The organism is Pararhizobium sp. LjRoot235 (assembly GCF_964254145.1).
Classification (GTDB): domain Bacteria; phylum Pseudomonadota; class Alphaproteobacteria; order Rhizobiales; family Rhizobiaceae; genus Pararhizobium.
This window is the reverse complement of sequence record NZ_CAXUSP020000001.1, coordinates 3,007,361-3,032,937: the sequence shown is the minus strand read 5'-3', so window position 1 is coordinate 3,032,937 and position 25,577 is coordinate 3,007,361. Positions and strand designations below refer to the sequence as shown.

Here is a 25,577-nt window from a genome sequence, read left to right as displayed (position 1 = left end):
AGGGAGATTTCTTATGGGTAGCGGTAATAGTGGTGGCAGCGGCAACGGTCGCTCGCGGGCGGGCTCAAAGCAGAGAGGTGGAAAAGGAAACAAGGGGACACCGGCACCGACCGCGTGTGAAAAGGCGGTAGGAGGAGGTGCTGTAGGCGGCGCAATTGCTGGCTCGGCAGGTGGGGTCAAGGGGGCTGCACTGGGTGCAGTTGGCGGCGCCGTTGCCGGAGCAATTTCTTCCTGCTGGTAGTTCGATTTAGGTCATGGTGACGTACACCACACGATTGGATTCCCCTGCTCAAAGGAGTGGGATAAACATACGGTCATTCCACTCCATTCTCAGGAGTATAACATGCTTAAGGTCGCCCTTAGTGCGTCATTTATTACCGCAGTATTCTCATATATATACTATTCATATATGCTTAAAAACCAGCTTAATTTGAGAGACTATTTAATAAGCTCGGCGCTTTCTATCATTGTTGCGTTCATACTAACTTGGCTCTTTAGCAAATTTTCGGGGTAGTTGTTTTTATAGTGACTACAGCATCGACCCCTTTCCATTCATATCGATCAGATGCGCAGTGCGGAATCTTGATCCAACAGCGACGTCTAGGATGTTCGAATAGGGGTGCCTTTTGTATTGGACTGCCGCCGCCAGGGAGGCTTCAAGGGGAATCTAAGTGGTCTCCACTAACTGCTGAATCAGACGTCTCCCGCATGGGAGGCGTCACTTTAGGAGACTATATGAAATATCTATTCGGAGCAGCCATCCTCTTTTTCTTGCTGACTTTCTTCGATTTCGCGGCTCGCAGGGTTTTAGTGCTGCGCAAGCTAAATAAGGTCGTGGTTACTGCCATTATGGCATTTGTCGTCTTTTACTTGGTGGGTAAATATTTTTAGTCGGGCCTACTGCAAATCTCCGCCGTAAGTTTTGCGATTAAATAGGACGAAAGGGGCCGCTATTACAATTTCCGCAATCTCTACAGCGCGCCCCTTTCTGTTCATATTGATGTCCCGAGCTATTAAACCTCTTATAGTTTTATTCTCTTCCTCTGCGTCGCTTTTCCTGGCGCTGGTTGTAGGAATGCTATTCCATAAACACTCGATGGGCTATATTGAGCCGTTCGGGCTCGCATATTTGTTCGGGTCTGCTACCGTTGAAGAAATCAGCAGAATGCTCGGCATTGCCTTGATGATATGGCTCGTCAAGAACGGACTTAAGTTCCAAGATTTTGTGACATTTGGATTATGGTTCGGCTTAGTCGAACTCCTGTTGAAAGCGTACTCATATTCGGATGATTTTAGCTTTTGCGCGAACAATTGCGGTGCGGCGATTTTTCACACCTATATTGTATATTCTGCGCCAATGTTAATGCACGTGCTAATAACCATCGGATACGTTCCTTTATTATCAAATAGAGGCTCCTTTTATTTAGTGTTTACCGTGGCATGCACAGTAGTATCTCACGCCCTGTTGAACAGTTTGTCTATCCAACTGGTCGGAGAGGAATTTCCTATTCCTGAATTTCCAAAAGGTGCCGCATTATTGATACTTATCTATGTGTTGGCGATTTCTTTTGCCTGGTTAACACACCAAAAGTCGCTCCGGCTCCAATCCGGTCGCTAGTGGTTTCCGCCTAACATCAGGGTCCGGTTTGGTATCGCGACAACCGCAAAAGCACGTCGGGCGGGGGAGATCATTCTGTTGAGTGCCAACGGCGGGGTGACCTGCCACTGAACTTTCATCCGACTGCGATTAGAGCCTCGGCGGCTTTGAATACGCCAAATGGCGCGGTGGGAGCAACCGGCGGAAACGCGAAGCTTTCATCTTGCGCAGCGTTGGAGCCGGTTGCGGCGATGGACCCGGCATAGTCAGCCGGGGTTTGGTATCCGAGCGATGAGTGCGGCCGGAAATGGTTATAATCCTCAGCCCATTCAGCGATGGCGCTGCGGGCATGATCGAGACCGAAGAACAGGCTTTCGTTGAGCAACTCGTCGCGCATCCGACCGTTGAAACTCTCGACATAGCCGTTCTGCATTGGCTTGCCCGGCGCGATGTAGTGCCACTCGACCTTGTGATCCCTCGACCAAGCGAGAATGGCATTCGACGTTAGTTCGGTGCCGTTGTCGGAGACGATCATTCCGGGCTTGCCGCGTCGTTCGATCAGCGTCGTCAGTTCTCGGGCGACACGTCGACCGGAGATAGACGTGTCCGGGATCGCTGCCAGGCATTCGCGCGTCACGTCATCAACGACATTGAGCACCCGGAAGCGTCTGCCGCAGGCGAACTGGTCGTGGACGAAATCCAGCGACCAGCGGGCATTGACTTTCGCCTCGACCAGGATCGGTGCACGCGTGCCGACAGCACGCCGCCGGGCTTTTCGCTTGCGAACGGAAAGCCCTTCCTCGCGATAAAGACGGTATATGCGATTGACACCGGACAGCTCTCCATCCCGCCGAAGCAGGATGAACAGCCGACGGTAACCGAAACGCCGCCGCTCGTTGGCGAGGTCGCGCAGCTTTGCTCGCAGCGCGATCTCCGGCGGTCGACTGGACCGATAACGGATCGTCTTGCGGTCGGCGGATATGATCTGGCAGGCCCGACGCTCCGAAAGACCCATGACGGCCTTCAGATGCGTGACGGCGTCACGCTTGGCGGCAGGCCCTACCATTTTTTTGCAAGAAGCTCGCGAAGTGCGGCTGCATCCAGCATCTGTTCGGCGAGCAGCTTCTTTAGCCTGGTATTCTCATCCTCAAGCGCCTTCAGCCGCTTCGCCTCGGAGACTTCCATGCCGCCGTATTTGGCCTTCCAGTTATAAAACGTTGCTTCTGAAATCCCGTGCTTGCGGCAGAGGTCGGCCGCCTTCGCGCCAGCCTCCTGCTCCTTCAGCACCCCGATAATCTGCGCTTCCGTAAATCTCTGCTTCTTCATTCGTCCGTCCTTAATTGGCCGGACTCTAATCCATTCTGGAGGAAATTCTCAGTGGCAGGTCAGGGGGCATCGTTGAAATCATGGAGCGAACGGGCAATTGGACATCATTGTCTAAACTGTCAACAGGCATTATCTTCACGGCATGAAAAGTTCCAACGAGCCCGTGCCCAAGACCTCCGTGCACAGTCAGCGTGGCCAATGCGCCAAGCGCATCTCCATCCTGGACGCCGCCGCCGAAGTCTTCTGCCGTCAGGGTTTTGCCGGCGCAAGCATCGATGAGATCGTCGCTTCGAGCTACCGGCCGCAGGAGGCCGACAAGGTGCAGGGGTTTCACGACATCATCCTGTTCACCGCGGTCGCGCTCGCCTCCTTCGGCTCGGGCAAGGTGCTGACCGCCTATGGCTGGGACATGCTGAGCGCCGCGGTCTGGCCGGTTACGGCATTTTGCCTTCTATTGCTGATTTCGCTGTTTATTGCCGAAAAGCGGCGTCCCGTCTGAGATTTGACGCCGAAACTGCTTTCCCGCACCTGTAAGCTGCCGCCAACATACCGAAAAACGTGGGTTTTTCCGTTTTTGGCGGCTTGACGATCCCGATTCGTCCACGCACTCTGCGGCCACGTCTGCTGCCGTCGCTTGAAGAGGAGGCACGGTCTGCGGCGCTTTTTGGGGGCTTGTGGAACGGAGTGAGCCTGCAGGCTTAAACGGAGGAAAGAGCGAAATGACCATATTACTGGGCGTTATCGCATGCGGGTTGCTTTCGGTGGTTTATGCCGCCTGGGCAACGCAGTCGGTGCTATCAGCCGACCAGGGCAATGCCCGCATGCAAGAGATCGCAGGCTTCATACGCGAGGGGGCGCAGGCCTATCTCACACGTCAATACATGACCATTGCCATGGTCGGCGCTGTCGTTTTCGTCGCTGCATGGGTTCTTCTCTCCGCGACAGCCGCCATTGGCTTCCTGATCGGTGCTGTCCTGTCCGGTACTGCCGGTTTCATCGGTATGCATGTCTCGGTCCGGGCCAATGTGCGCACGGCGCAGGCCTCGTCGGTCAGCCTCGCTGCAGGTCTCGATATCGCCTTCAAGTCCGGTGCCATCACCGGCATGCTGGTTGCCGGTCTGGCGCTGCTCGGCGTGTCGATCTACTATCTCGTGCTGACGGCCGGCCTTGGTTTGCCGGAAGGCTCGCGTGAAGTTATCGACTCGTTGGTGTCGCTCGGCTTCGGCGCTTCGCTGATCTCGATCTTCGCCCGTCTCGGCGGCGGCATCTTTACCAAGGGCGCCGATGTCGGCGGCGATCTCGTCGGCAAGGTCGAGGCCGGCATTCCGGAAGACGATCCGCGCAACCCGGCGACGATCGCCGACAATGTCGGCGACAATGTCGGCGATTGCGCCGGCATGGCGGCCGACCTGTTCGAGACCTATGCCGTCTCGATCGTCGCCACCATGGTCCTGGCGTCGATCTTCTTTGCCGGCGCTGCGAACCTGGCGGTCGTCATGGTCTATCCGCTGGCCATCTGCGGCGCCTGCATCATCACTTCGATCATCGGTGCCTTCTTCGTCAAGCTCGGCTCCAACGGTTCGATCATGGGCGCGCTCTACAAGGGGCTCATCGTCACGGGCCTCCTATCGATCGTCGGCCTCGGCGCCGCGACGTCGCTCACCATCGGCTGGGGCTCGATCGGCGCCATCGACGGCAAGGACATCACCGGTGCCAACCTGTTCGTCTGCGGCATTCTCGGCCTCGTCGTCACGGCGCTGATCGTGGTGATCACCGAATATTATACCGGCACTAACAAGCGGCCGGTGATTTCCATCGCCCAGGCCTCCGTCAGCGGCCATGGCACCAACGTCATCCAGGGGCTTGCCGTGTCGCTGGAATCGACTGCGCTTCCGGCCATCGTTATCATTGGCGGTATCATTTCGACTTATCAGCTGGCAGGCCTGTTCGGCACTGGTATCGCGGTCACCGCCATGCTCGGTATCGCCGGCATGATCGTGGCGCTCGATGCCTTCGGTCCGGTCACCGACAATGCCGGCGGCATCGCCGAGATGTCGCATCTGCCGCCGGAGGTGCGCAAGTCGACCGATGCGCTCGATGCGGTCGGCAACACCACCAAGGCGGTCACCAAGGGTTATGCGATCGGCTCGGCCGGTCTCGGCGCCCTTGTCCTGTTCGCCGCCTATTCGAACGATCTCAAATATTTCGCCGCGAACGGCGACAAGTATCCCTATTTTGCGGATATCGGGGCGATCTCGTTTGATCTGTCCAACCCCTATGTCGTCTCCGGCCTGATCTTCGGCGGGCTCATTCCCTACCTGTTCGGCGGCATCGCCATGACTGCCGTCGGCCGGGCAGCCGGTTCGGTGGTGGAAGAAGTTCGCCGCCAGTTCAAGGAAAAGCCAGGCATCATGGCAGGAACGGAGAAGCCGGATTATGGCCGCGCCGTCGACATGCTGACCAAGGCTGCGATCCGCGAAATGATCGTGCCGTCTCTCTTGCCGGTTCTCGCCCCGATCGTCGTCTATTTCGGCGTTCTGGCGCTATCGGGCTCGAAGGCCTCGGCCTTTTCTGCCCTTGGCGCGTCCCTGCTCGGTGTCATCGTCAACGGCCTGTTCGTCGCCATTTCGATGACCTCCGGTGGCGGCGCCTGGGACAATGCCAAGAAGAGTTTCGAAGACGGTTTCGTCGGCAAGGACGGCACGCGTCACATGAAGGGCTCGGAAGCCCACAAGGCGTCCGTCACCGGTGATACGGTCGGCGATCCCTACAAGGATACGGCCGGCCCCGCCGTCAACCCGGCGATCAAGATCACCAACATCGTCGCTCTTCTGCTTCTGGCGGTTCTCGCCTGATCGTTACCGCGCCGCGCGTCAGTTGGTACGCGGCGCTCAATCGCCAAAAAAGAAACCCGCGGAAAGCGATTTCCGCGGGTTTCTTTGTTCATTGCTAGCGGTTTGACGGTCGCTACTTGTCCGAGCCGTCCGCGAAAATCGACCGCGCCATGCTTTTGCCGATGCCGTTGCCGGAGAGCAGCTGGCCGAGGAAGGTCATTTCCTTGCCGCCGGTCGGCGTCGTGCGGGAAATCACGTCGAAGACCTTGCCGTCCTGCAGCGTGTAGTGTGCCAGTTGCGAGACGACGCCTTCCTTGTCGAAATAGACCGCAAGGACGCTCTGGTCGACCAGCTTAGGCTTCATGAAGGCAACAGGCCGCTGACGCTTCTGCGAGATGTAGTAGAACACTTCATTGTCGAAGGTCGCGGTCGTCGAGGGGGTGCCAAGCGACAGGAGCACCTGTTCGCGGCTGGAGCCGACCGGCGCCAAGGCCAGCGTTTCCTGATCGACGACATAACCCTGATTGATGGTCTGGCTGGTGTTCAGCACTTCTGCCGTCTTGCATCCCGAAAGGGTCGTTGCGCAAATTGCCAATGTAAAAGTGACGTTGCTCAGAAATTTCATGTCTGACTTGAAATACCGTTTCGTCAACGACATCTCCCTCAAGGTAACGCTGGCAGATGCGCCATTGCATTTCGTGCCTGCTTCGGTAAACCAGCTTCAGCGATCATGCAATAACAGGATACGCGGGCCGGCGCATTTTGAAGCGGTCAAACTTGGGCTTTATGATGATATTCGGACTGTTCGGCAAAAAAAACAGCAATGCGGCCATCGTCGCGCGCCAATACGACCTTTTGACCGCGGCCGCCCGGCGGCCTTATCTCTATACCGATCTTGGCGTTCCAGATACGGTGATGGGGCGCTTCGAAATGCTGTCGGCGACGCTGATCCTCTATTTCCGGCGCACGCGCAGTTCCGGGCGGACAGGGCACGAGATCGCGCAGGAAATCATCGACGCCTTCTTCGAGGATGTCGATCATTCGATCCGGGAGCTCGGCGTTGGCGACGTCAGCGTGCCGAAGAAGATGAAGAAGTTCGCCTCGATGTTCTACGGCCGGCTCGAAAGCTATGCCGCGGCGCTGGATCATAAGGATGGCGATGAACTGGCGAAGGCGCTGAAGCGCAATTTTCACCCGCAGGCGGACGATCAGGCCCCCTCCATGCACGGGCTTGCCGGCTATATGCTCCATGTTGAAGCGCAGCTTGCGGAAGAGGCAGAGGATGTCGTAGAAACCGGCCGGATCGAACTGGCCGAAGCGGCGGTCTGAAACCGTCCCGGGACACGCGACGCCAGAGCCGCGACAAAGACGGGCAGCATTGTCTTGGGCGGCGACGCTGCCCGAAAGGACTTGACGATGAACCACCACGAGAAACCCGCGTTTTCCTATCCGGTCAAGGTTGGCCATATCTCCGCCAACGCCGTGACGGTTCATATCGAGGCGAATGCGGCAGAGCGCAAGGCGCTGCGCGATCTGTGGGATGTGTCGGACGTGCTGTCGCTCTCTTCCGATCTGCAGATCGCCCGCTGGAAGAAGGATGGCGTCAAGATCAAGGGCAGGGTCAAAGCGAAGATCGTCCAGGCCTGCGTCGTGACGCTGGAGCCGGTGGAATCGGAAATCGACGAACCGGTGGAAGCGATCTTCGTGCCGGAGGGCTCGCGGCTGGCGCGGATTGCCGCCAATGACAGCGGCGAGATGATTCTCGATCCGGATGGCCCCGATCTTCCCGACATGTTCACCGGCGACACCATCGATGTAGGCGTTACCGTCACCGAACACGCGGCACTTGCGATCGACCCCTATCCGCGCAAGCAGGGCGCGAGCTTCGGTGAACGGATCGAAAGCAGAGAGAAGGATGATGTCCGTCCCAATCCCTTTGCCATGCTCAAGGATTGGAAAAAGGACTGAGTCTGGAAAAGGGTGCGGCACAATTCGGTTGTCACATCAGCGAAAAACGGTATTTTGGCCGAAATCCAGCCCGTTGGGCCGTTTGCCCCGCAAGCAGGGGCCGTTGCGTCTCAAACGTCATGAAACACGTGTGTCTCCATCGCTCACACTGATTGCGCCGGGACGAAACATGCAGTGTGGCAGGAACAAAGGATAAGGCACGCGTGGTAAGAATTTCTCTTGATGTGATGGGCGGCGACTTCGGTCCGCAGGTCGTCATTCCGGGTGCCGCAAGGGCGCTTGAACGGCATCCCGATATCCGGTTCGTACTGTATGGCCTTGAGGATCAGTGCGCGCCGCTCCTGGAAAAATACCCTAAGTTGAAGGCGAACAGCACCTTTCACGCATCCGAACTGGCGATCGGCATGGATGAGAAGCCGAGCCAGGCGCTCCGGCGCGGCCGCGGCAAGGCCAGCATGTGGCAGGCGATCGACGCCGTCAACAAGGGTGAAGCGGACGTGATCGTTTCGGCCGGCAATACCGGCGCGCTGATGGCGATGTCGGTGTTCTGCCTGCGCACCATGGCCGGCATCCAGCGCCCGGCAATTGCAGCGATCTGGCCGACGCTGAAAGGCGAGAGCATTGTGCTCGACGTGGGCGCGACGATCGGCGCGGACGCGCAGCAACTGATGGACTTCGCCCTGATGGGCGGCGCCATGGCGCGCGCCTTGTTCGAGGTCGAGCGCCCGACACTCGGTTTGCTCAATGTCGGCGTCGAGGAGATCAAGGGCCAGGAAGAGGTCAAGGAAGCCGGGCGGCTGATCCGCGAAGCGGCGCCTGACGGCATCGACTATTTCGGCTTCGTCGAGGGCGATGACATCGGCCGCGGTACTGTCGATGTCGTGGTGACGGAAGGCTTTTCCGGCAACATCGCGCTGAAGGCATCCGAGGGCACCGCGCGGCAGATCGCCGAATATCTGCGCGCCGCGATGTCGCGCACGCTGCTTGCCAAAATAGGATATATTCTTGCCAAGGGCGCCTTCGACCGCCTGCGCGAGAAGATGGATCCGCGCAAGGTCAATGGCGGCGTCTTCCTCGGCCTTAATGGTGTCGTGATCAAGAGCCATGGAGGAACCGACGCGGAAGGTTTCGCAGCGGCCATCGACGTCGGCTACGACATGGTCCGTAACGGCCTGAAAGCCAAGATCGAAAACGATTTGCAAAAATACCATGCCTCGCGCCCTTCCGAAGGTGCTGCGCGCGGTCTGGCTGACGAGGTTTGAAGAGTATGATCCGTTCTGTGGTTCGCGGTTTTGGGGCGTCGCTTCCCAAACGGGTGATGACCAATAGCGAAATGGAAGAGAAGGTCGACACGTCCGACGAATGGATCGTGCAGCGCACCGGCATCCGCCAGCGCCATATCGCCGGCGAGGGCGAAACGACCGCATCGCTGGGAGAGGCGGCGGCGCGCGCGGCTCTCGACAAGGCCGGCCTGACGCCCGCCGACCTCGACGTCATCATCGTCGCGACCTCGACGCCGGACAACACCTTTCCGGCGACCGCCGTCAACATCCAGAACCGCCTCGGCATGCATCATGGCGCGGCCTTCGACCTGCAGGCGGTCTGTTCCGGCTTCGTCTATGCTGTTGCGACGGCCGATGCCTATATCCGCGGTGGTCTTGCCAAGCGCGTGCTGGTGATCGGCGCTGAAACGTTTTCGCGTATTCTCGATTGGAACGACCGCACCACCTGCGTGCTGTTCGGTGACGGCGCCGGCGCCATCATTCTGGAACGTGCGGAAGGCGGCGGTACGACCGCTGATCGCGGCGTCCTGACAGCGCAACTGCGCTCGGATGGCGCGCACAAGGAAAAGCTCTATGTCGACGGTGGACCGTCCACCACCGGCACGGTCGGCCATCTGCGCATGGAGGGCCGCGAGGTCTTCAAGCATGCGGTCGGCATGATCACCGACGTCATCGAAGCCGCTTTCGAGGCGACCGGCACGACGGCCGAGGACCTCGACTGGCTGGTGCCGCACCAGGCCAACCGCCGCATCATCGACGGCTCGGCCAGGAAACTTGGCATCCCGCTTGACAAGGTTGTGGTTACAGTCGACCTCCACGGCAACACGTCCGCCGCCTCCATTCCGCTGGCACTCAACGTCGCGGCATCCGACGGCCGCATCAAGGAGGGCGATCTCGTCCTGCTCGAGGCCATGGGCGGCGGCTTCACCTGGGGTTCCGTGCTGCTGCGCTGGTAAAGAAAAGACAATATAACGCAGAGGCTTGACCGGAATGGACAAGGGCAATACTCTTCCGGGCTAATCGATATTTCAAGAAAATCGGTGGGGGACGATGAGCGGAAAAACGGTGACACGAGCAGACCTGGCCGAATCGGTTTTTCGCAAGGTCGGTCTTTCCCGAACGGAATCGGCCGAACTGGTCGAGACCGTGATTGATGAGATCTGCAATGCCATCGTGCGCGGCGAAAGCGTCAAGCTCTCCTCCTTCGCAACATTCCAGGTGCGCGACAAGAACGAGCGCATCGGCCGCAATCCGAAAACCGGCGAGGAAGTGCCGATTTCGCCCCGCCGCGTCATGACTTTCAAAGCCTCCAACGTGCTGAAGCAGCGCGTTCTCAAGGCGCATCTGTCGCGCAAGGCCAAGCTGAAACCGCAATCGCCGGCTTTGTAATCGCTCACTTATCATTAAAGTGGTTGAAAACACGTCCATAAGCCGTTGAAATACGCATGATTCGTGTAAGCATGCGTATTGCTGGCCTACAGCGCCGCAGCAGCCGTGTTCGATGGGGGAAGACATGGAGAAGAGCCCGGACGCGTTCCGCACCATCAGTGAAGTGGCCGACGATCTCGACCTGCCGCAGCACGTGCTTCGATTCTGGGAGACGCGCTTTCCGCAGATCAAGCCGATGAAACGCGGTGGCGGCCGGCGCTATTACCGGCCGGAGGACGTCGATCTGCTGAAGGGCATTCGCCATCTGCTCTATGATCACGGCTATACGATCAAGGGCGTGCAGAAGCTTTTGAAGATGAACGGCAACAAGTTCGTCGCGGCGATCGCCAGCGGCGATCTCGCGACCGTCGAGGCGCTCGCCGCGGCCAATATCGAGGAGCCGGCACAGCCGAAGCTCGGCAATCCGGACGAGGACCAGATCGTCGGCCGCGCCAAGGCGCCGGCGAGCCGCCGGTTCTTCTCCTTCGTCGGCGGCAATGACGAGGCGCCGGAAATCTCGATCGGCAAGACATCCGTCGGCAAGGAGGATCGCGCCCTGCTGCAGGAAGCGCTCTACGATCTCCTGGAATGCAAGCGCCTGCTCGACCAGGTGCGTTGAGGCAGGGCAGGTGCGCCGGTTCGCAGCGAGTGCCGCGTAGCGAATGAGCCAGCGCTCCCTGTTGCAGCGCTTTTCGCTCGTGTGGGCAGCGACGTGTTACTACGAACCTCCATCGATTTTGAAGAGCAAGGTGCAACGCATGGAAAAGCCCTGGACGAAAAGCGTGACTCTGGCCCTTGAGGGACCGGGCAAATATGTGACGATCTCCAACATCACCGAGGCGTCCTGGGCGATGATCGAGGATTGGCCGCTCGACGATGCACCTGCCTTGAACCGCGCGCTCGACATTTGCGCCGCGGCCGTCGAAGGCAAGAGGCCGGCGGAGGATGCGCGAAAGGCGTTTGTCGAGGCCGCCGCCGAGGCGGAGATCCATGTTCAGGAGTGAGGGTTTTCTCCAATCCTTTTCGATGTGTCACACGGTCTTTCACAACTCATTTTATGGAAACGACTGACAAGCCCTTGGTTGCCGCGCCTCGCACCTCATATCTCCGCTACCCCGAATGAAGAAAAGAACGACATGACGAAGTCCCTTCAGGCGAAGTTCCATGCCGAGATGCTCGCCCTCTACGATCACTGCGCGCGCTTCGGCTTTCGGCCTGTCCTGTTTCGCCGCCTCGTCATCCTGAACGGCGGCGCCGAGGCGGCGAAGGAACTGGTATTCAAGCCGGGCACGACCGGCCTCGAGCGCCTGATGGACGCCGGCAAGACCGAACTGTCGATGGAGGCGGTGATGGTGCGGGCGCAGTATCGCCCGCTGTTTACGCCGCTCGAAATCAAGGAAGCCGCCAAGCGCCTCGAGGGGACGGTCACCCGCGAGCGCTCCCGGGGCCGGCTCACCGCTACCGTCACCAACCCGAAACAGGCATAGTCAAATGGCAAAGAAGCAGAAGCTCGAGCATTCGGATTTCGCCGGCGAATTCACCGATGACGGCGTCACCGTGCTGGTCGACATCTTCCGCGATGCGGGAAGCAACGACGGCTGGACAATGGAGGTGATCGACCAGGATGAGGGGCTGACCGTCTGGGAAGAGCCGTTCCCCACCGACAAGGAAGCCTTCGAGGAATTCCTCGCGACCGTCGAGCGCGATGGCATCCGGTCGTTTCTGGAGGACCCGGAGCCAGAGGCGTCGGTGCATTGACAGGCCGCCGCTGCCGCGGGGCGGGAAAATATGACGAGGGCTTCAAGGGTTTAAATGGTCGGAGCGACAAGATTCGAACTTGCGACCCCTTGACCCCCAGGAGAATGCGCCTAAAGCCGATTTCTCATCACTAAAAAGGGGTTGCAAGGGACTCTTTATCCAAGTTCGGGACTTCCTTCGGGACTCCATGTCGCGTTTTTGCGCTGGCCGGCAATTCCAATAGCCGTTGTGACCGGGCACGCTGTACGGCAGCGATTCGCCCGGTATGGCGTAAAACCACGGCCGCCCGTACTGACGCTTGCGAGGCATTAGCTGAAAGGCTTAAACTCGCGGCTGGTAGCTTTGGCATGGGCCGCGCCGATAGCCGCAAAGAGCTTCTCGAACCGGTCGATGCTACTCTGAGGGAGAACGCTAGCGGGCTCGCTAGCCATCTTCATGAGGAAGAGGCGCGCGACACGGGTCTTATTAAAGTCGAGGCCGACAGCTGCAAAGGCTTCCTCAAAGCGTTTCACGATCCGTGGCATGTGGGTATTGAGCGCGAGCTTCTTGCCCTCAAGTTCCTTGCTGTAGCTCTCACGGATCAGTGCCTCATAGACCGCAGGATCTATGATGTCCTCAATGTCGGATTGGCTCGGGGGCGCCGTATCGGGGAAAGCTGTTGAGGCAAAGAGAACAGCATCATCGCGGATGAGGCGCGCCTTGACGAGTTCGTCGCGAGTCGCCCTAGACTGCTTCTCGTCGTCGAGGAGCACGACCACGCGAAGCTTCTCGGAAGATAGCAGCGCGACCATGTAGCTCACCTTCTGAGCGCCGCCAGCCGGCGTAATTGTGATCTCCCTCGGGAGTGAAGGCTTTCCAAGGTTGCTCAGAAATTCCGCGACACTGGACAAGATCCAGTAGTCGGTCACGCCCTCGACGACGAGATTATCGGTTCCGACGAAGAGGCTCTGCGAAAGCGAGTAGCCAAGTGCCACCTGCAAGGGGAACAGTGTGCGAGTGTCGCCGGTCGGGGTGTCGGTAACAGTAGTACCGCCTTCTTGACTAATGTTCACTGTGCGCACAGCGCTCACGTTATGCGCTGGAACCATGAAGGGCGAATGTGTCGTGTAGATGATTTGGTTGGCGAAGTCCTTTTCAAGGTGTCGCAGCAGGTCGCCCTGCGAAAGCGCGTGTAGATAAAGCCCCGGCTCGTCGAGAAGGAGAATTGCGTTCTCAGCATGTCCACCCTTAGTATCCGCCGAAAACGTGATGTAGAACGAGAAAAACCATTTCAACCCACGACTGCGCTCGTCGAGATTGACCTCGACGTCGTAGGTGGTGTTCGGATCGGAAATGAACGTGTCCAGGTGATCGCCGTCCGGGCTAAAGCGAACCTTGAGTTCACGATCCTTCCACAGCCGCCGGAGCTCCGTGGTAACGACTGCACTCGCGCGGTTTGTGAGCTGGTTGCGGGTCTCGTGATCACGCTGACCGTGAAGTGTGTGCAGCTCGATAGGGTCAAGTCCGGCAACTGCACACATCTTCGCGAAGTTGAGCTCAGCGTCGGTTAATTGGCCCGGATTGGTCATCCGGCTAACATAGCTCGCAATGTCCTGGTGGCCTGAGAGCTCCGGGTACTCGGATACGTAGACGAACACGGGGAGGTGTTGGATCGCCCAAGTTCGAGTGAGCGCCCATGCGGCGTCGTCACCATTGATCGTCGCCGCCAGTTCCTCGAGCTCTGACAGCACCCCGTCATCGGTTTCCGGTATCTCGATTCCGACCTTCGCCATTGCCTTCCGTAATGTAGTGCAAGCAGGCCCTGCAGTGGTGGCCCATGACTTCGCATCAGATTGCCCGGCGATAGCGGCAAACGCGTCGATTGAAGTCTTCGGCTCGGCTCGTGAAGCCTCCTCCAGCGTTTCCACCAAACCCTCCAGGACCGGCGCGATCTTCCGCACTTTGGTAGCTATCTGGGGTGCCGCGTATTCAATTGGCTTCAGGTCGACCAGCTCTACCCAGCGGCTATTTTCTTTGTACGACCTTCCAATCTTCAGCTTGGTGACGTCCCTCGCGCGTGGAAAAATCTTAATGATCTCCGCTTGGTCGTCGTCGCTAAGCTCCCACTCTGTCTCCACAACCGGCGTAGCATCTGTGCACTCGGAAAGGCGGCGATGTCGGGGAAAGTCCTTGATCGGTTTGAGTGCAACCGCGCCCTCGGGCGGGTTGAGTGTCCGGAGCCCCAACAGCAAGTTCGACTTGCCGCTCTCGTTGCGCCCGACGAGGCTCGTGATTTTGTCGACTGAAATCGGGCCGCTGTCGTTGATCGACCGATAGTTCTGGATTCGAAAACTCAGCAGCTTCATGTCCAATTTGCCCCCCATACTTTCTCGGGCAGCCTATCAAGGTTACAACCCTTTGTAAGGCCCCAAGTAGCAATCGCGTTGGAAAAGCGCGCTTTAATCGCCGCGTTTTTATTGCAGGCTCATGCTGCGCGTCCGCCTTCGGCCTAGGCCGTGGCAGTTGTTGGCCAAACAACTCAGACCATCTGTTCACGGCCGTCCACTATGGGTTGTCCATATTCCCCGCAGATGTCGAGGAGTTGATGGAGCTCAGCCTCGACACTCTGCCAATCCTGTCCCAAGTCGACGGTTGCGACGATTGTTGGGATACCGAGCAGTCGGTACTGCAGGCGAAGTTGCCTTTCGACCTGCGGGTAAAGAAGCATGCCGACAACCGTCCCTCCATCGCGTCGAGCGCGCTCGTGTTGGAGATATGTGACCAACTGATATAGGTGCTGTGACCTGACCCGCTGACCAAATGGACTCTGCGCCAAGGCCGCTCGGTAGAATTTTGCGTCGACGATGATAGTCCTGTCGCGGCCCCGCAGTGTGATATCGGTGATCATGCGTGGGAGCAGAGCCAAGTCAGCCTCAGTTGCCTCAGAAACATGCCAGTCTGGCGCCTCCGCTCGAACCCGGTATTCAGGCCGATGGATTTGGTAGAAGCTACGGAGGAATTTTTCGAAGACCGAGGACATCTTTGTCTCGTCTTCGAGGATCCTCTGGAAACGCACCTCGGCCCCATTTTGGTCCGGCATCTGCGACCAGAATAAGAATTCACAGATACGCATAAGGAACGCGTACTCTCGATTGTTCCGCGAGACCGCGATCTGCCGGAACAACCCACCCGAAACGCGAATGTCTGACACGTCCTGAAATCGACTGACAAGTGCCCGCAGTTCATGCCTCGTCGCTTTTTCAACCTCGGGGCTGCGACCGAGACTGGATAGGGTCGACTTTAGGATCTGGTTATGCAGGACGTCATGGGAAAGTTCATCGATGTCGCAGACGACCGTTCCCCGAAGCTCCGTAGTCGCCTTCACCATGCGGTCTAGCCGTAAACGGCCACGAGGGCTCACCACCTCTTCGGTGAAAGCCCTGTAGTCCCGGTCCAACCCGCGGCGAACCAAGCGTTTGGTACCGGACGATAAAAGGCGCGCCAATAAATTGGGGAGATCTGGGCTGTCGTCGATACCAGCACTCGTCAGGGCTCCGCCCGGGAAACGATCCCATGCGTAGAGGAAGAGATAATAGAGGTTCCGGATCGGTATTTTCACGGCGCGCCTGTGAGCAAGCGCACTTGCCAGTCGAGCGCCTTATCCGGATCATCGAACCAGTACTCTTCAAGAAGAGGGTAGATTTCAGTCTCAATTACGCGACGATACCAGCCATCGTCGTACTGAAATTTGGACGGCGGAACGAAGAAGCTGTGTCCGATCCGATACCCGGGCCCAAGATTAGCCCGATCATCGCCGATCGTGTGATTTAGTGCGTTCATGCGCTCGACGATCATTGCTACGATTTCGCCAGGTACACCGCGCGCTTCCAGCAAGGCGCCCAACTTCGGGCTATTGAACATGGGGTCGAGTGATGCGAATGAGAATCTGCGTCTAAGTGCATAGTCCACCAGTGAGAGCGACCGGTCAGCGGTGTTCATCATCCCCAAGATGTAGATATTATCCGGAACGAAGAAGGGGGCGTCACCCTCCTTTGAGTATGTCAGGGTCGTTGCCCACCCGGGGCCGCGTTTATCGTGTTCCACCAGCAACATAAGCTCGCCGAGGATTTTCGAGAGATTTCCGCGATTGATTTCATCGATGATGAAGACGTGAGGCAGGGCCGGTGAGCGATCCGCCTTTTCACAGAAGCGGTGAAAGATCCCATTTCGCAGCTCGAAGCCACCCGCACCGTCAGGGCGATAGCCCTGAACGAAATCCTCATAGCTGTAAGATTGATGGAACTGAATCGTCGCGATTCGGCTTGCGTCTTTGGCGCCCAACAACAATTGAGCAAGCCGCTTTGCGACATAGCTCTTTCCTACGCCAGGTGCACCCTGGAGTATTAAGTTCTTCTTGCTGCGCCAAATCGCCAGAAGCCGTTCAAGCGCATCGCGATCCATGAAGATATCATCAAGGGCATCTTCAATCGCGTAAGGCTCGGGTCCGCTCGTACCATTCTCTTCTGCGTCTCGAGTATCGGAAACATTGTGAAGCGGCGCAGGACGTTCGGGCGCATCAATGACTTGGTCATAAGCAGAGAGCACAGCCTCTAGCATTTCATTCATGTCCTCATCGGAGGGAAGATTGCTTGCCTCCAGATCCGTGTGCGCGATGGTGCCGAACTCATAGTTCCTGGCAAGCCAGCCGGTTGCTCCTAAATCAATGAGATTGTCGAGCGAATAGCGGCTTCCCAGAGAATCAGAGATTTGAACACGTGCGGCTTTGGCAACAGCCTCCATTCGGGCTTGCGCACCGGTTTGTCCAAGCTCATTGACTAGCTTTGTTGTGCCTTGATTGAGAGTAAGGAAAATTCGCTCGAGGTTTTTTGCGATCAGAAAGACAACGTAGACACCTTCTTGCGTTGAGCGCGTTACCTTGGTGTTCATCAGGGCAATCCAGGGTACGCTGGCCCAGTTGCCCTGTCCGACACTCATGCTAACCACGATATCCTTGCGGCTCTGCACAGCTGGAAAACGCTCAAGTCGCTCTTTAACCCGACCCATCGCCGCCCAGAGAATCTCGGTCTTTTGAAATGGCTCAGCGCGCGCTTTTGTAAATTGCGCCAAGAACGTGCCGAGAGCATCGGCGAACTCCCGATTTCCAACCTGTAAGTCGGGGTCTGCACTGTCGCTGGGACTTTCGGATATTGCGATCAATTCGTGCTCCTTGTTGGCGCTTGCCGCCTCCATTAGAGAACCAAAAACGTAAACGGTCTGACGGACTAGCTCGTTGAGGTTGGCGCCATCAACCTCGTCAATTTGTAGATACTGCGTGATGCCTCCTCCAGCGTTGCGGGCGCCATCGGGAGATCGAACAAACCTAAGCCATTGTTCGAAAGGGACATATTCTGACTGCTTTGGTTCGAGACGCTGCTTTCGGCGAAAATACCAAGGTCCGGTCTCTGTAAGCCGCGCGCTCAGATCCTGCGCTTGGATTGAGTCAGGCGGGGGAAGAAGCTGAAGCACTTGCGGTGCAATCGCCCGGACCCGATTCTTAATTTCTTGGTTCGAAAAGTCGTCGGGGTGAGTGAGCGCGCCAAAGCCAAACTCAATGCCACGTTCGGACACGATCATGAAGATTTGAGGGTTTCCGAGAAAGGGGTCTTCGTTTTCCCGCCGATACACACCAAACCACAGGTCCTTTGGTTTGCCTCCCCGAATGCCCGAGGAAGGATGAAATCCAGAAGTTACCTTCAGAACATACTTTGTTGGGCCGCCGAGCTCCGCAATGGCGACATGCCCAAGTTCACCCAGGGCGGCATGAACCCTTTGGTACGCTGAACGCTCTTCTTCAGAAAAATCCGTATACCGAGCCTTGGCACGGCTTTGCCTCATGAGTTCGATATCCCGCGAGGTGATTGCGGGCGCTTGGTTCCCTTCTTCGACAACCACCTCGAATCCCAGCCTTTCAAGAAGTGCGCGAACGGTTTGCTCGCCACCGCTAAATTCATCGGAGCGAAGGCTACCGAGCTCGGAGTGCTGGATGCCGCGCGCGGCACCCACAATGGCCTTTGAATCGTAATGCTTTCCATTTCGACGGATGAAGTAAGCTCTTGCAGGGCGGAAGCCGTACTTTTGGAGAAAACTCTCTCGACCGAGCTGGTCGAACTCATCCAGCGCAGCGGTGACTGCTGCGGGATCGGTCAAATCTGAAAGCGCCATTTATCTCCCCATGATACAGATCGGCTAGTCTCTATAACAGAAGAACAGTTCAACCCACCGATGTATTTGTAACGGCGCAGGAGGCTCCAGTCTCTAGGCGCCGCCGGCGCGGTGCAATCTCTGTCACGAGCGGGACCTTCGGCAAAAAAAGGTCTGTTCTCGGGTGCTGCCTGACCTCTCCAATGTCGGCTCCGGCCAGGCCGTAGGTGGCGATCGCTACCGAACGTTCCGTTTTTGCTTTCGCGAAAGCTTCTCCAATGCCCCTGCAACCTCCTCGTCGAGCACATGGGCATAGCGCGTCGTGGTCTTTATATCGGCATGGCTGAGGGCCTTCTGAACCATCTTCAAATTGCCGGTGGCGCGCAGGAGTTTGGTTGCCAGGTCGTGGCGGAAATCATGGAAGCGGAAGTCCTCGACTGAAGCCGCCGCGCGGATCTGTTTCCATTGCGACTTCAAGCCATTGTAGGTGATCGGGTAACGCTGGCCTCGAATACGGGCCTTGCCATCGCCCTTGAAGGCAGACTCGGCCTTGCGGACGCGAGCGGCCTGATAAGTGAACACCCATTCCGCGTTGTGGCCGCGCAGAGGCAACAGGATCTCGCGAACAGTCGGCGTAATTGCCGTCTTCACCAGCCGGCCACCCTTACCGGTCTTGACGATCCATCCCGTTTGCCAGTCCACTTCCGACCATTTCAAGAGGCATTCCTCTAGCCGCAGGCCGGTGGCACGGGCGAAATCGAAGATGGGCTGATAATCCGCTCTGGTTGCCAGTGTGATGGCCGAACCCTCGTGCGATTTCAGTTCGCGTACCCGTTCGGTCGGTTCGGCAAGCCAGTGATCTTTCCAGTTCGGCTCGATCGGAAACGAATAGCGCCAGGTGCGCTTGGCGCGTGTGAAGATCTTCTTCAGGACGAGCGTCGTCGAGCGGTTGACCGTGGCGGCCGACACCATACGCATCGGCGAATCGTCCTTCATCTTTTCGCGACCCCACGCCGGCTGCGATCGGCGCCAAGTGACAAGCCGTGCCACATCGGCGTCGGAAATGTCAGGGAGGAGCTTGGACGCTGTGAAATAATCGACGAGGCGAGCAAGGTCTGTCCAGGTCGTCTCGGAATTCGCGTGCAGCTTACCGACCTCTTCCCAATACCGCGCGGTTGCGACGTCGATGGTCAACGGGCCACCGCCGGCGGCCTTGGCCGCCTTAACCGCGGCCCTGGCCTTTTCCTTCTCGGCGCGTTCTACCGCTTCTGCTTCTCGGCGATTCGCTGTTCCCGTAGTGCCGTAAAACCGATGACCGCCGCACTGGAAGTCGTAGTGGTAGAACGGCGAGTTTTTGGGCTTGTAGGTGGACATTGACGCATCCTGCGGCGGTTGATGAAGTCGAGGATGTCCTTGCGGTCAAACCCCACGCGAGGCCGTTTTTCGCCCCGGCCGAGCGGAATGAAAGCTATCTCGCCAGCCTTTACGTGACCGCGCAAGGTCTTTGTTGAGATCGTCAGTATGGACGCGGCCTCGGCCGGGGTCAGAAGATCGTGATCCATCACGGCACCTCGTCGCAGATCTCTTGATACCTTCTCATTCCTCTCCACCTCTGTCGTCTCGGAGGGCGGGGCGGCCAGACTCGGCTAATGCAGCTTCGATGAGATCGAGTTCATCGGACGTAATGACTGCCAGTCCCTCAGTGAAATGCTCTTTCATCTCGGTGCGCAGTCGCATGATAATTGATGCAATCGCCTCTGCAGACTGTAGAGCCTTGGAGTTGTCGTTCATGGGTGAGTCCAATCGATCAGAGGCGTGGAATAGGCAAGTGTGAGGGGGTGCAGCGGATCGCCCGAGTCAGTGAGCCCGAAAATCTTCACAGGCTTGCCCGCCGAGAAGATCAGCGACTTCACCACATCAATGCGTGGGCGAAGGCGCGACGGCAATTTCAGGCGACTGCCCCAGCAAGGAACCAATACGTCCGCCTCGGCGATTATCTCGGCGAGGTAGGCGTCGTTCAGCGACCCAACCGGGTCGGCAACCATGCACAACTCGCTGACGTCCGTTGCGGTTCTTCCAAACAGATTTCCGACGATGTACCGGCCACCGCCATTGCGAAGGGTGAACCCATTCCATTTCACGACGGTGTGGTCATTGTACTCGCCGGTGGCGGTCGAGCCGTTGACGCCGAAGTAGGCATAGACGATGCCAGCGCCGCCCAGGATGCGATCAAGGCGCCACCGGTAGGTGCCGCAGGCGGAAAAGATGGCTGAACCGCGTTGGATGAGATCCGTCATTGCAGAATCTCTTTCAACCGGCGCGTTTCAACAGGCAAACGAAAAATCAACATTGCGTTCATAGCGTATCCTACTCCCCTGCAGTCCGCACGGTAGCGGAAAGGCCCAGGGTGGTCCGTGCCTGGACAATGATCCGAACCGCGGCGTCGGTGTCGCCCGTGACGGCGTAAAGCGCCTGCGCGAGGGCAAGCGGATCAATGCGGTGGGACAGCCACCATTCCCGCTCGTTCGTGTCGTGCTGCGCCCAGTGTTCGTCCGGCGACAGCGGAACTGTCCAAGCGTCGTCTGGCTTTTGAGCCTTGCCAGTGTGCTTCTTCCGAAAAACCGGGTCTCCATAGCGGATGTGGCAGGCTTCGCAGCCGTAAACGCCGGATAGCACGCTCGGTAGCCGGCGGATGAACGCAAGGTGGCCTTCGTCGCGAATGCGCTTCTGCGCTCTATCTGACGGGTCTTCGCTGAATGCTGTTGAGGGGCGGCGGATTGCGAATGCCATTTACTGCACCAGCTCTTTCGCCAGAAGCGCTAAGACCTTCAATCTGCCGGCGATCAGCAGCAGCGCGTTCGTCCCAGGCTGATAATCAACGCTGTCGCGGAAATCGTTCACGCGCTTCATCTCGGCTACTTCGGCACGGAGCTTCACATGGGTATCGACGTAGACCTGAGGCTTTTCAGGCTTGCGTCGCTGGTGGGAACGGACTGTCGTAGTGACGGTCATGACGCCCTCGCTACTGCAGGTCGGTCAGACCCGAGAAGATCGGAGAGCGCGTCGAGAACCTTTTCTTTGCTCTCGGCGAATACCCGCTTCCCATAGCTTTGTAGCTCTGGCTCTGAGCGGTGTAGACGCGCACCACGGCTTCGCGGACGCTGACGACGGCGTATTGATCCATCGGGCGGATGAATGCCGCCACGCGACGCGCCTCCTGCTTGCTAGCACATACGATTGACCGCTCGTCGGCGTAGCTGCATTTCACGAGCATCTTCTTGCGAAGGTGTTCGGCGGTTGGGTATTCGTCCATCAGCCCGTCCGGCAGCGAGTGCCAGGTTTCGTTGACAACAGCGAAGTAATGCGCGTGCGTCGCGTCGCTACGATCGTGATGTTCGGCCAGTCGATAATTCTCGCCAACGACGAACTCTTTATCCGCTTCGCGGGCCCAGTGTGGCGAGGGCGCTTTGAACTCGCCTTCGCCTTGATATTGGAGGAAGATCGGGGCAGACATTGGATCACCCCGCGTTCAGAACGTGATTGCGAAACGCATCATCGACAGGGCGATGCACAGGTGCCGCCAGCTTGGCTTCGATCAGCTTCTTGAGTTCCAGAGCATCGCCTGGATGGCGAGCCCAGAAGAGCTTGAGCGGGTCCCGGTTCGCATCCTGCCACTTGCGAACGGTCGCCGGCAGCTCCTGGTCGACAAACTCGGCGGCGCGGTCGAAGAACTGCCCGATCGGGACATTTTCAAGGGCAAAGTTCTCGCCCCAAAAGACGGTGATCGCGTTGTTGCCGCCGATCGCCTTCATGCGATGGTCTTCACGTTCCTGCTCGACAATTTCAGCCGCGGTCAGGTCCAGAACGCGCGCGCGGTCCATTTCCTCTTCGGCATAGACGCCGCCGAACTGTTCCGGCCATCCAGCACGCAAGGCCTGCGCCTCGGCGCATTTGGTGATCATGACAACCGGCATTTTGCCCCACTGGCCGGATGTGTCGAGAACATCCCGAACTTCGCCGCGCGGAACCTTCCGCTTCTTCGGCTTGCCGCTGTCAGGCCATTTTTCGCCGGTGTCCTCCCAGTCATAGCCACCTTCGGCTTCGTGCTTGATCGGCGCGAATTCGTCCCAATAGGCTTCACCGACGACCTTGAACCATTCGCCGCGGCTGTCCTGTTGCCAGAGATATACACGGGCGAGAACAATACCCTTCGGGTTTGTCGGTGATTTCAGAGCTTCATCAAATTCGATTTCCGCAGGCTCGGAGGCCGGGCGGTAGTTTTTGCAGCGTTGAGCTATGACGCGCAGGCCATCACGCGAGACAACGATCGACATGCGCCGCTTGCTCGCGTCATCGGCATTCTTGCCGAACACCAGCGGCATGATCTGCTTGCGGAACGGATCCAGCCCGTAGCTTCGTGCCGCCTCCATGAAAAGATTGAACTCGTCGTTGTTGCAGTCCTTGGCAACGGTCTGCTGGACAAGCGTGATCTGCCGCGCCGAGAGGTCGAATTTCGTCATCTGGTTCACTATCGTCTCCTGACGGTAAGGCTGAGAGAGCCGTTGTCGAGCATTGCGCCGGGGATTATTTCATTGGCCTTGAGGACATCGGCCAAGGCCTTCTTGTCGAGCTTCGGGGCAGGGCGCTCCTGCTCGACCCAGAACCGGCTCGGAATGTCGGCTTCGCTGGTGACGACGAGTTGCGGCGCGCGCTTGGTGAGCGACAGAGTGGCGCTTGCGAGTTTGAGTGAAACCTGCTCGGTCGTGATCAGCGCCTGTTCGATCAGTGCACGGATGCGCTCCGCCCGGTCCTTCTGTTGCTTCTTCCGCGTATCGAAGGCCTTGATCTTTTCATCCAGCCCAGCGATCAGGATTTCGCACTCGTCAATTTCGGAGAGTGCGGCGTCGAGCGCTTCAAGGAGGTTGGTTTCACCTTCCAGGCTGTCAGCCACGAGATCGGCATCATGCTCGGCCCCCTGGTGGCGAAGGCTCGTCAGAAGCGCCTTGGCGGCCTCCATCTGGATTACCAAGGTCCGTTCATTGTTCGGAGCGAGTATCATTTGGTCCTCACAGCTGGAATGCGACGGCAAGGCCGAGCGCGAAAAAAATCGTGGCAGCGATACGCAGCCACTCGTTCGGGTCTCTTGGGCTTTGGGTCGAGGGAAAGATTTCGATGGTCGGGCGGCCGACAGGACGGGTCATTCGGCGGCCTCAAGACTGCGACCGGCAAGTGCGACAGACGGTGCGAGATAGTTGTTAAGCAGTGCCGTGAGGGCTTCGAGTTTTGCGGCGTCGAGCTTAATCAGGAACACATCGAAGTCGTGATTAAAGCGCTTCCAAGCCGTGTCGCCCCCGGAGCCGGGCTGAATGATCCCGGCATGCTCAAGAGTCGAGCGATCCGTGTTGCTGTAGAAGAACGCCAATTTACGGAGGATTTGGGAGGTGATCATGCTGCAACCCTCTCGTTGCGAAGGGCGTTTTCAGCGGAGATCAGCGCGTGGATCAGTTCTTCGTGAGCGGCGAGATTCCAGCCAGCGGGCTTTGCCATCCTGGCAGCGATCTGCTTGCAGAGGTTCTGGTGATGACGAACGTTCTCCGCGAGGAAGATCGAAGCGGCGCCCGGCTTCATGCTCTGGGTGCGTTCGATGATCTTCTGCACTGCTGCCTGGATGTCCATGTCTCAACTCCGTGAAGCGGTTTGTTGAGAAATAACGTATACTCAGAAAACGTAAATCGCAAGAGAAAATGTACGCTATGTGCGTAAATGTATTGCGCGGTATGCGTAAGGGCGCTATCAGAAAACGCCGGCGGGATGATCCGGCCGGCGCTCAAGATGCGTTCCTACCAGCTTCGGAATGTCCGCTACCGGTCTGGCCGGTATTCTTCCATCGCAACTTCAAAGGCCGATTGCGCTGCTATACCCATGGTGAAGGGTTTCGACTCTTTATAGGTTGTCAGTTCGCCAACAAAAAAAGCAGCCTTCATCTTTGCTTTCAGGTCGCTATCTTCATCAAGCACGAAAGAGAGATAGGTCATGTGGTCAAAGTGTCCGGCGGAAGCCGGGAATTTGTTCTCGTGCATCTTCGCCTTGAAATAGCGGACAAGGCGCCGCTTGGTGAAGAGATGGTAAGCGATCCAGAACTTGATCAGCGTCCAAGCGCCCAGCACTGTTGGCAAAAGCCAAAAGACGGCCATGCTAAGAAAAAACAATGACCACTTTTCGTAGGGTGGAGCGAACTGCGCTATCGCGGCGCTTAGAGCTACATCTAAGAACCAGAAGAAGGCGAATTGCATCCATTTCATATCAAGCCCTATTTTCTGGCCACATGACCGCAAATCCGCCCCAGCACATGGACTTGTGAAAGTTCGACAGTGAAGTCTTTCAGGTTCGCATTATCGGAAATGATGACTACCTGCGCCGGGCTGCTGAGGGGGACGCGCTGCAGACGCTTGATCTGAGGCTCTGACACGCCCTCATAGCTGATCGCATAGACCGTATCACTGGTCATGGCATTCTGAGACAGGTCGATAATCACCCGATCGCCAGGCATATACGTGGGGATCATTGAATCCCCTTTGACCTCTTGAATGATGGTGGTGTTCGGTGAAACCTTCGCTTCGTTGCGGAGGTAGTCCAGCGGGATCAGCCATTCGGCCACGACCCGATGACCGCTGATCGAACCGTCGCTGGTCGGCAAGCTTATGACTTCTCCGATTGTCCCTTCGCCCGCCCCAAGTTGCATGTCGAGCTCAGGTAGGGCGCCAGCGACACTCGGCTTCCAGTGTTCGCGCGAATAGGCTGGATCGCCTTCTGGCTCGGCGGCATCTGGATCGAAGCTTTGAATGATGCCACCGCGGCTCGAGACTACTTCCGGACGGGCGAGGGTCCATATCTCGGCTGCTGTGATTGGTGGCTCACCCTTTCCGGTAAGAGCCTTGATCATTTTGAGCACCAGCTCTGGCGCGATGAACTCCTTCTTATAGAGCGAAGGGTCTTCGTATCGTTGGATGCTGGACGCGCGGGAGTAGCCCATCGCACGGGCGAGATCGTCCATCGACATCTCTGCCCTTTCGCGCAAGGCGCGGAATTTCACGGTGACCGAATCAGATTCTGCGTTCATGACGTAGAATTACGCAAAAAGCGTTTACGTTTTCCACGTTGACATGCTTACGTGAAGCGCGTATAAAAGTCGCGGACCAACGA

The 25,577-nt window shown here is 57.8% G+C and carries 31 protein-coding genes and 1 pseudogene; 13 read left to right on the top strand and 19 right to left on the bottom strand.

The genetic code is table 11. The features are described 5' to 3' along the window. Window positions 1-735 precede the first annotated feature (735 nt). The gene (locus tag ACSQ2Z_RS14795; protein WP_436081878.1) at window positions 736-891 is read left to right on the top strand and encodes a hypothetical protein; all 156 of its coding nucleotides are present in this window, start codon (window positions 736-738) and stop codon (window positions 889-891) included. Window positions 892-1,165: 274 nt separating this feature from the next. Continuing rightward, on the top strand, window positions 1,166-1,618 hold the full coding sequence (locus ACSQ2Z_RS14790) for a hypothetical protein (protein WP_436081877.1): 453 nt from the start codon (window positions 1,166-1,168) through the stop codon (window positions 1,616-1,618). A 115-nt stretch (window positions 1,619-1,733) separates the two neighbouring features. Here the strand turns inward: ACSQ2Z_RS14790 and ACSQ2Z_RS14785 are convergent. Further along, window positions 1,734-2,923, bottom strand: a protein-coding gene (locus ACSQ2Z_RS14785; RefSeq protein ID WP_436080263.1) for an IS3 family transposase whose coding sequence is annotated in 2 segments (ribosomal slippage) — window positions 1,734-2,671 and window positions 2,671-2,923 — 1,191 coding nt in all. Because the reading frame shifts where the segments join, the coding sequence is not laid out codon by codon here. Between the two features lie 253 nt (window positions 2,924-3,176). On the opposite strand from ACSQ2Z_RS14785, the pseudogene ACSQ2Z_RS14780 reads away from it, so the two are divergent. Together ACSQ2Z_RS14780 and ACSQ2Z_RS14775 are read left to right on the top strand one after the other, a co-directional pair. Then, a pseudogene (locus tag ACSQ2Z_RS14780) lies at window positions 3,177-3,422 on the top strand (MFS transporter); the annotation flags it as partial. Between the two features lie 220 nt (window positions 3,423-3,642). Continuing rightward, complete coding sequence (locus ACSQ2Z_RS14775; RefSeq protein ID WP_436081876.1) at window positions 3,643-5,778, top strand: sodium-translocating pyrophosphatase; 2,136 nt, start codon at window positions 3,643-3,645, stop codon at window positions 5,776-5,778. Window positions 5,779-5,890: 112 nt separating this feature from the next. Here ACSQ2Z_RS14775 and ACSQ2Z_RS14770 read toward each other — a convergent pair whose 3' ends face one another. Further along, window positions 5,891-6,415: an outer membrane protein assembly factor BamE gene (locus ACSQ2Z_RS14770; protein ID WP_436081875.1), complete on the bottom strand. Its 525-nt coding sequence runs from the start codon at window positions 6,413-6,415 to the stop codon at window positions 5,891-5,893. Between the two features lie 131 nt (window positions 6,416-6,546). Between ACSQ2Z_RS14770 and ACSQ2Z_RS14765 the strand changes: the two genes are divergently transcribed. The 9 genes from ACSQ2Z_RS14765 (at window position 6,547) to ACSQ2Z_RS14725 (ending at window position 12,194) form a co-directional block, all read left to right on the top strand. Further along, window positions 6,547-7,086: a ubiquinol-cytochrome C chaperone family protein gene (locus tag ACSQ2Z_RS14765; protein ID WP_436081874.1), complete on the top strand. Its 540-nt coding sequence runs from the start codon at window positions 6,547-6,549 to the stop codon at window positions 7,084-7,086. Between the two features lie 87 nt (window positions 7,087-7,173). Beyond that, the gene (locus ACSQ2Z_RS14760; RefSeq protein WP_436081873.1) at window positions 7,174-7,725 is read left to right on the top strand and encodes a YceD family protein; all 552 of its coding nucleotides are present in this window, start codon (window positions 7,174-7,176) and stop codon (window positions 7,723-7,725) included. Between the two features lie 203 nt (window positions 7,726-7,928). Then, a complete protein-coding gene (gene plsX, locus ACSQ2Z_RS14755) occupies window positions 7,929-8,987 on the top strand; it encodes a phosphate acyltransferase PlsX (protein ID WP_436081872.1) in 1,059 nt (352 codons plus the stop codon). A 5-nt stretch (window positions 8,988-8,992) separates the two neighbouring features. After that, the gene (locus ACSQ2Z_RS14750; RefSeq protein WP_436081871.1) at window positions 8,993-9,964 is read left to right on the top strand and encodes a beta-ketoacyl-ACP synthase III; all 972 of its coding nucleotides are present in this window, start codon (window positions 8,993-8,995) and stop codon (window positions 9,962-9,964) included. Window positions 9,965-10,058: 94 nt separating this feature from the next. Continuing rightward, complete coding sequence (locus tag ACSQ2Z_RS14745; protein ID WP_113003933.1) at window positions 10,059-10,397, top strand: integration host factor subunit alpha; 339 nt, start codon at window positions 10,059-10,061, stop codon at window positions 10,395-10,397. Between the two features lie 124 nt (window positions 10,398-10,521). Continuing rightward, window positions 10,522-11,055, top strand: a complete 534-nt coding sequence (locus tag ACSQ2Z_RS14740) for a MerR family transcriptional regulator (protein ID WP_436081870.1) — start codon at window positions 10,522-10,524, stop codon at window positions 11,053-11,055. Between the two features lie 139 nt (window positions 11,056-11,194). After that, entirely contained in the window at window positions 11,195-11,440 is a 246-nt protein-coding gene (locus ACSQ2Z_RS14735) for a DUF982 domain-containing protein (RefSeq protein ID WP_436081869.1), read from the top strand. 132 nt (window positions 11,441-11,572) lie between these two features. Next, on the top strand, window positions 11,573-11,923 hold the full coding sequence (locus ACSQ2Z_RS14730; RefSeq protein ID WP_436081868.1) for a hypothetical protein: 351 nt from the start codon (window positions 11,573-11,575) through the stop codon (window positions 11,921-11,923). A 4-nt stretch (window positions 11,924-11,927) separates the two neighbouring features. Further along, on the top strand, window positions 11,928-12,194 hold the full coding sequence (locus ACSQ2Z_RS14725) for a hypothetical protein (protein WP_436081867.1): 267 nt from the start codon (window positions 11,928-11,930) through the stop codon (window positions 12,192-12,194). A 308-nt stretch (window positions 12,195-12,502) separates the two neighbouring features. Here the strand turns inward: ACSQ2Z_RS14725 and ACSQ2Z_RS14720 are convergent, their stop codons facing one another. The 17 genes from ACSQ2Z_RS14720 to ACSQ2Z_RS14640 all read right to left on the bottom strand — a co-directional run bounded on the left by ACSQ2Z_RS14720 (window position 12,503) and on the right by ACSQ2Z_RS14640 (window position 25,494). Beyond that, window positions 12,503-14,539, bottom strand: a complete 2,037-nt coding sequence (locus ACSQ2Z_RS14720; RefSeq protein WP_436083082.1) for an AAA family ATPase — start codon at window positions 14,537-14,539, stop codon at window positions 12,503-12,505. Window positions 14,540-14,712: 173 nt separating this feature from the next. Next, window positions 14,713-15,792, bottom strand: a complete 1,080-nt coding sequence (locus ACSQ2Z_RS14715; RefSeq protein ID WP_436081866.1) for a 5-methylcytosine restriction system specificity protein McrC — start codon at window positions 15,790-15,792, stop codon at window positions 14,713-14,715. Next, a complete protein-coding gene (locus tag ACSQ2Z_RS14710) occupies window positions 15,789-18,395 on the bottom strand; it encodes an MrcB family domain-containing protein (protein WP_436081865.1) in 2,607 nt (868 codons plus the stop codon). Before ACSQ2Z_RS14710 ends, ACSQ2Z_RS14715 begins: the two co-directional genes overlap by 4 nt. 216 nt (window positions 18,396-18,611) lie before the next feature. Beyond that, on the bottom strand, window positions 18,612-19,748 hold the full coding sequence (locus ACSQ2Z_RS14705; protein WP_436081864.1) for a tyrosine-type recombinase/integrase: 1,137 nt from the start codon (window positions 19,746-19,748) through the stop codon (window positions 18,612-18,614). Further along, window positions 19,634-19,936: a helix-turn-helix domain-containing protein gene (locus ACSQ2Z_RS14700; protein WP_436081863.1), complete on the bottom strand. Its 303-nt coding sequence runs from the start codon at window positions 19,934-19,936 to the stop codon at window positions 19,634-19,636. Before ACSQ2Z_RS14700 ends, ACSQ2Z_RS14705 begins: the two co-directional genes overlap by 115 nt. Before the next feature lie 34 nt (window positions 19,937-19,970). Further along, window positions 19,971-20,165 (bottom strand): hypothetical protein, encoded by a 195-nt coding sequence (locus ACSQ2Z_RS14695; RefSeq protein ID WP_436081862.1) that lies wholly within the window; start codon window positions 20,163-20,165, stop codon window positions 19,971-19,973. Continuing rightward, on the bottom strand, window positions 20,162-20,671 hold the full coding sequence (locus ACSQ2Z_RS14690; RefSeq protein WP_436081861.1) for a DUF1643 domain-containing protein: 510 nt from the start codon (window positions 20,669-20,671) through the stop codon (window positions 20,162-20,164). The genes ACSQ2Z_RS14695 and ACSQ2Z_RS14690 overlap by 4 nt, the downstream gene beginning before the upstream one ends. A 70-nt stretch (window positions 20,672-20,741) precedes the next feature. Next, window positions 20,742-21,164 carry a hypothetical protein gene (locus tag ACSQ2Z_RS14685; protein ID WP_436081860.1) on the bottom strand — a complete coding sequence of 141 codons (423 nt, stop codon included), beginning with the start codon at window positions 21,162-21,164 and terminating at the stop codon, window positions 20,742-20,744. Beyond that, on the bottom strand, window positions 21,165-21,386 hold the full coding sequence (locus ACSQ2Z_RS14680; protein ID WP_436081859.1) for a hypothetical protein: 222 nt from the start codon (window positions 21,384-21,386) through the stop codon (window positions 21,165-21,167). 10 nt (window positions 21,387-21,396) lie between these two features. Further along, window positions 21,397-21,888, bottom strand: a complete 492-nt coding sequence (locus ACSQ2Z_RS14675; protein ID WP_436081858.1) for a hypothetical protein — start codon at window positions 21,886-21,888, stop codon at window positions 21,397-21,399. 4 nt (window positions 21,889-21,892) lie between these two features. After that, complete coding sequence (gene bet / locus ACSQ2Z_RS14670; RefSeq protein ID WP_436081857.1) at window positions 21,893-22,903, bottom strand: phage recombination protein Bet; 1,011 nt, start codon at window positions 22,901-22,903, stop codon at window positions 21,893-21,895. Beyond that, complete coding sequence (locus ACSQ2Z_RS14665; protein WP_436081856.1) at window positions 22,903-23,433, bottom strand: siphovirus Gp157 family protein; 531 nt, start codon at window positions 23,431-23,433, stop codon at window positions 22,903-22,905. Before ACSQ2Z_RS14665 ends, bet begins: the two co-directional genes overlap by 1 nt. Window positions 23,434-23,440: 7 nt before the next feature. Then, window positions 23,441-23,575 (bottom strand): hypothetical protein, encoded by a 135-nt coding sequence (locus ACSQ2Z_RS14660; protein ID WP_436081855.1) that lies wholly within the window; start codon window positions 23,573-23,575, stop codon window positions 23,441-23,443. Then, window positions 23,572-23,823 carry a hypothetical protein gene (locus ACSQ2Z_RS14655; RefSeq protein ID WP_436081854.1) on the bottom strand — a complete coding sequence of 84 codons (252 nt, stop codon included), beginning with the start codon at window positions 23,821-23,823 and terminating at the stop codon, window positions 23,572-23,574. The genes ACSQ2Z_RS14660 and ACSQ2Z_RS14655 overlap by 4 nt, the downstream gene beginning before the upstream one ends. Beyond that, window positions 23,820-24,050 carry a hypothetical protein gene (locus ACSQ2Z_RS14650; protein WP_436081853.1) on the bottom strand — a complete coding sequence of 77 codons (231 nt, stop codon included), beginning with the start codon at window positions 24,048-24,050 and terminating at the stop codon, window positions 23,820-23,822. Before ACSQ2Z_RS14650 ends, ACSQ2Z_RS14655 begins: the two co-directional genes overlap by 4 nt. A 185-nt stretch (window positions 24,051-24,235) precedes the next feature. Continuing rightward, window positions 24,236-24,676, bottom strand: coding sequence for a hypothetical protein (locus ACSQ2Z_RS14645; RefSeq protein WP_436081852.1), 441 nt, complete (start codon window positions 24,674-24,676; stop codon window positions 24,236-24,238). 8 nt (window positions 24,677-24,684) lie between these two features. Next, on the bottom strand, window positions 24,685-25,494 hold the full coding sequence (locus ACSQ2Z_RS14640; RefSeq protein WP_436081851.1) for a LexA family transcriptional regulator: 810 nt from the start codon (window positions 25,492-25,494) through the stop codon (window positions 24,685-24,687). Between the last annotated feature and the right edge of the window lie 83 nt (window positions 25,495-25,577).

Excerpts from the sequence above, each read along its gene's own strand:
- ACSQ2Z_RS14795 (WP_436081878.1), top strand. The coding sequence starts at position 736 with ATGAAATATCTATTCGGAGCAGCCATCCTCTTTTTCTTGCTGACTTTC.
- ACSQ2Z_RS14790 (WP_436081877.1), top strand. The coding sequence starts at position 1,166 with ATGCTCGGCATTGCCTTGATGATATGGCTCGTCAAGAACGGACTTAAG.
- ACSQ2Z_RS14775 (WP_436081876.1), top strand. The coding sequence starts at position 3,643 with ATGACCATATTACTGGGCGTTATCGCATGCGGGTTGCTTTCGGTGGTT.
- ACSQ2Z_RS14770 (WP_436081875.1), bottom strand. The coding sequence starts at position 6,415 with ATGTCGTTGACGAAACGGTATTTCAAGTCAGACATGAAATTTCTGAGC.
- ACSQ2Z_RS14765 (WP_436081874.1), top strand. The coding sequence starts at position 6,547 with ATGATATTCGGACTGTTCGGCAAAAAAAACAGCAATGCGGCCATCGTC.
- ACSQ2Z_RS14760 (WP_436081873.1), top strand. The coding sequence starts at position 7,174 with ATGAACCACCACGAGAAACCCGCGTTTTCCTATCCGGTCAAGGTTGGC.
- ACSQ2Z_RS14750 (WP_436081871.1), top strand. The coding sequence starts at position 8,993 with ATGATCCGTTCTGTGGTTCGCGGTTTTGGGGCGTCGCTTCCCAAACGG.
- ACSQ2Z_RS14745 (WP_113003933.1), top strand. The coding sequence starts at position 10,059 with ATGAGCGGAAAAACGGTGACACGAGCAGACCTGGCCGAATCGGTTTTT.
- ACSQ2Z_RS14740 (WP_436081870.1), top strand. The coding sequence starts at position 10,522 with ATGGAGAAGAGCCCGGACGCGTTCCGCACCATCAGTGAAGTGGCCGAC.
- ACSQ2Z_RS14735 (WP_436081869.1), top strand. The coding sequence starts at position 11,195 with ATGGAAAAGCCCTGGACGAAAAGCGTGACTCTGGCCCTTGAGGGACCG.
- ACSQ2Z_RS14730 (WP_436081868.1), top strand. The coding sequence starts at position 11,573 with ATGACGAAGTCCCTTCAGGCGAAGTTCCATGCCGAGATGCTCGCCCTC.
- ACSQ2Z_RS14725 (WP_436081867.1), top strand. The coding sequence starts at position 11,928 with ATGGCAAAGAAGCAGAAGCTCGAGCATTCGGATTTCGCCGGCGAATTC.
- ACSQ2Z_RS14720 (WP_436083082.1), bottom strand. The coding sequence starts at position 14,539 with ATGAAGCTGCTGAGTTTTCGAATCCAGAACTATCGGTCGATCAACGAC.
- ACSQ2Z_RS14710 (WP_436081865.1), bottom strand. The coding sequence starts at position 18,395 with ATGGCGCTTTCAGATTTGACCGATCCCGCAGCAGTCACCGCTGCGCTG.
- ACSQ2Z_RS14705 (WP_436081864.1), bottom strand. The coding sequence starts at position 19,748 with ATGTCCACCTACAAGCCCAAAAACTCGCCGTTCTACCACTACGACTTC.
- ACSQ2Z_RS14700 (WP_436081863.1), bottom strand. The coding sequence starts at position 19,936 with ATGGATCACGATCTTCTGACCCCGGCCGAGGCCGCGTCCATACTGACG.
- ACSQ2Z_RS14695 (WP_436081862.1), bottom strand. The coding sequence starts at position 20,165 with ATGAACGACAACTCCAAGGCTCTACAGTCTGCAGAGGCGATTGCATCA.
- ACSQ2Z_RS14690 (WP_436081861.1), bottom strand. The coding sequence starts at position 20,671 with ATGACGGATCTCATCCAACGCGGTTCAGCCATCTTTTCCGCCTGCGGC.
- ACSQ2Z_RS14685 (WP_436081860.1), bottom strand. The coding sequence starts at position 21,164 with ATGGCATTCGCAATCCGCCGCCCCTCAACAGCATTCAGCGAAGACCCG.
- ACSQ2Z_RS14680 (WP_436081859.1), bottom strand. The coding sequence starts at position 21,386 with ATGACCGTCACTACGACAGTCCGTTCCCACCAGCGACGCAAGCCTGAA.
- ACSQ2Z_RS14675 (WP_436081858.1), bottom strand. The coding sequence starts at position 21,888 with ATGTCTGCCCCGATCTTCCTCCAATATCAAGGCGAAGGCGAGTTCAAA.
- ACSQ2Z_RS14665 (WP_436081856.1), bottom strand. The coding sequence starts at position 23,433 with ATGATACTCGCTCCGAACAATGAACGGACCTTGGTAATCCAGATGGAG.
- ACSQ2Z_RS14660 (WP_436081855.1), bottom strand. The coding sequence starts at position 23,575 with ATGACCCGTCCTGTCGGCCGCCCGACCATCGAAATCTTTCCCTCGACC.
- ACSQ2Z_RS14655 (WP_436081854.1), bottom strand. The coding sequence starts at position 23,823 with ATGATCACCTCCCAAATCCTCCGTAAATTGGCGTTCTTCTACAGCAAC.
- ACSQ2Z_RS14650 (WP_436081853.1), bottom strand. The coding sequence starts at position 24,050 with ATGGACATCCAGGCAGCAGTGCAGAAGATCATCGAACGCACCCAGAGC.
- ACSQ2Z_RS14645 (WP_436081852.1), bottom strand. The coding sequence starts at position 24,676 with ATGAAATGGATGCAATTCGCCTTCTTCTGGTTCTTAGATGTAGCTCTA.
- ACSQ2Z_RS14640 (WP_436081851.1), bottom strand. The coding sequence starts at position 25,494 with ATGAACGCAGAATCTGATTCGGTCACCGTGAAATTCCGCGCCTTGCGC.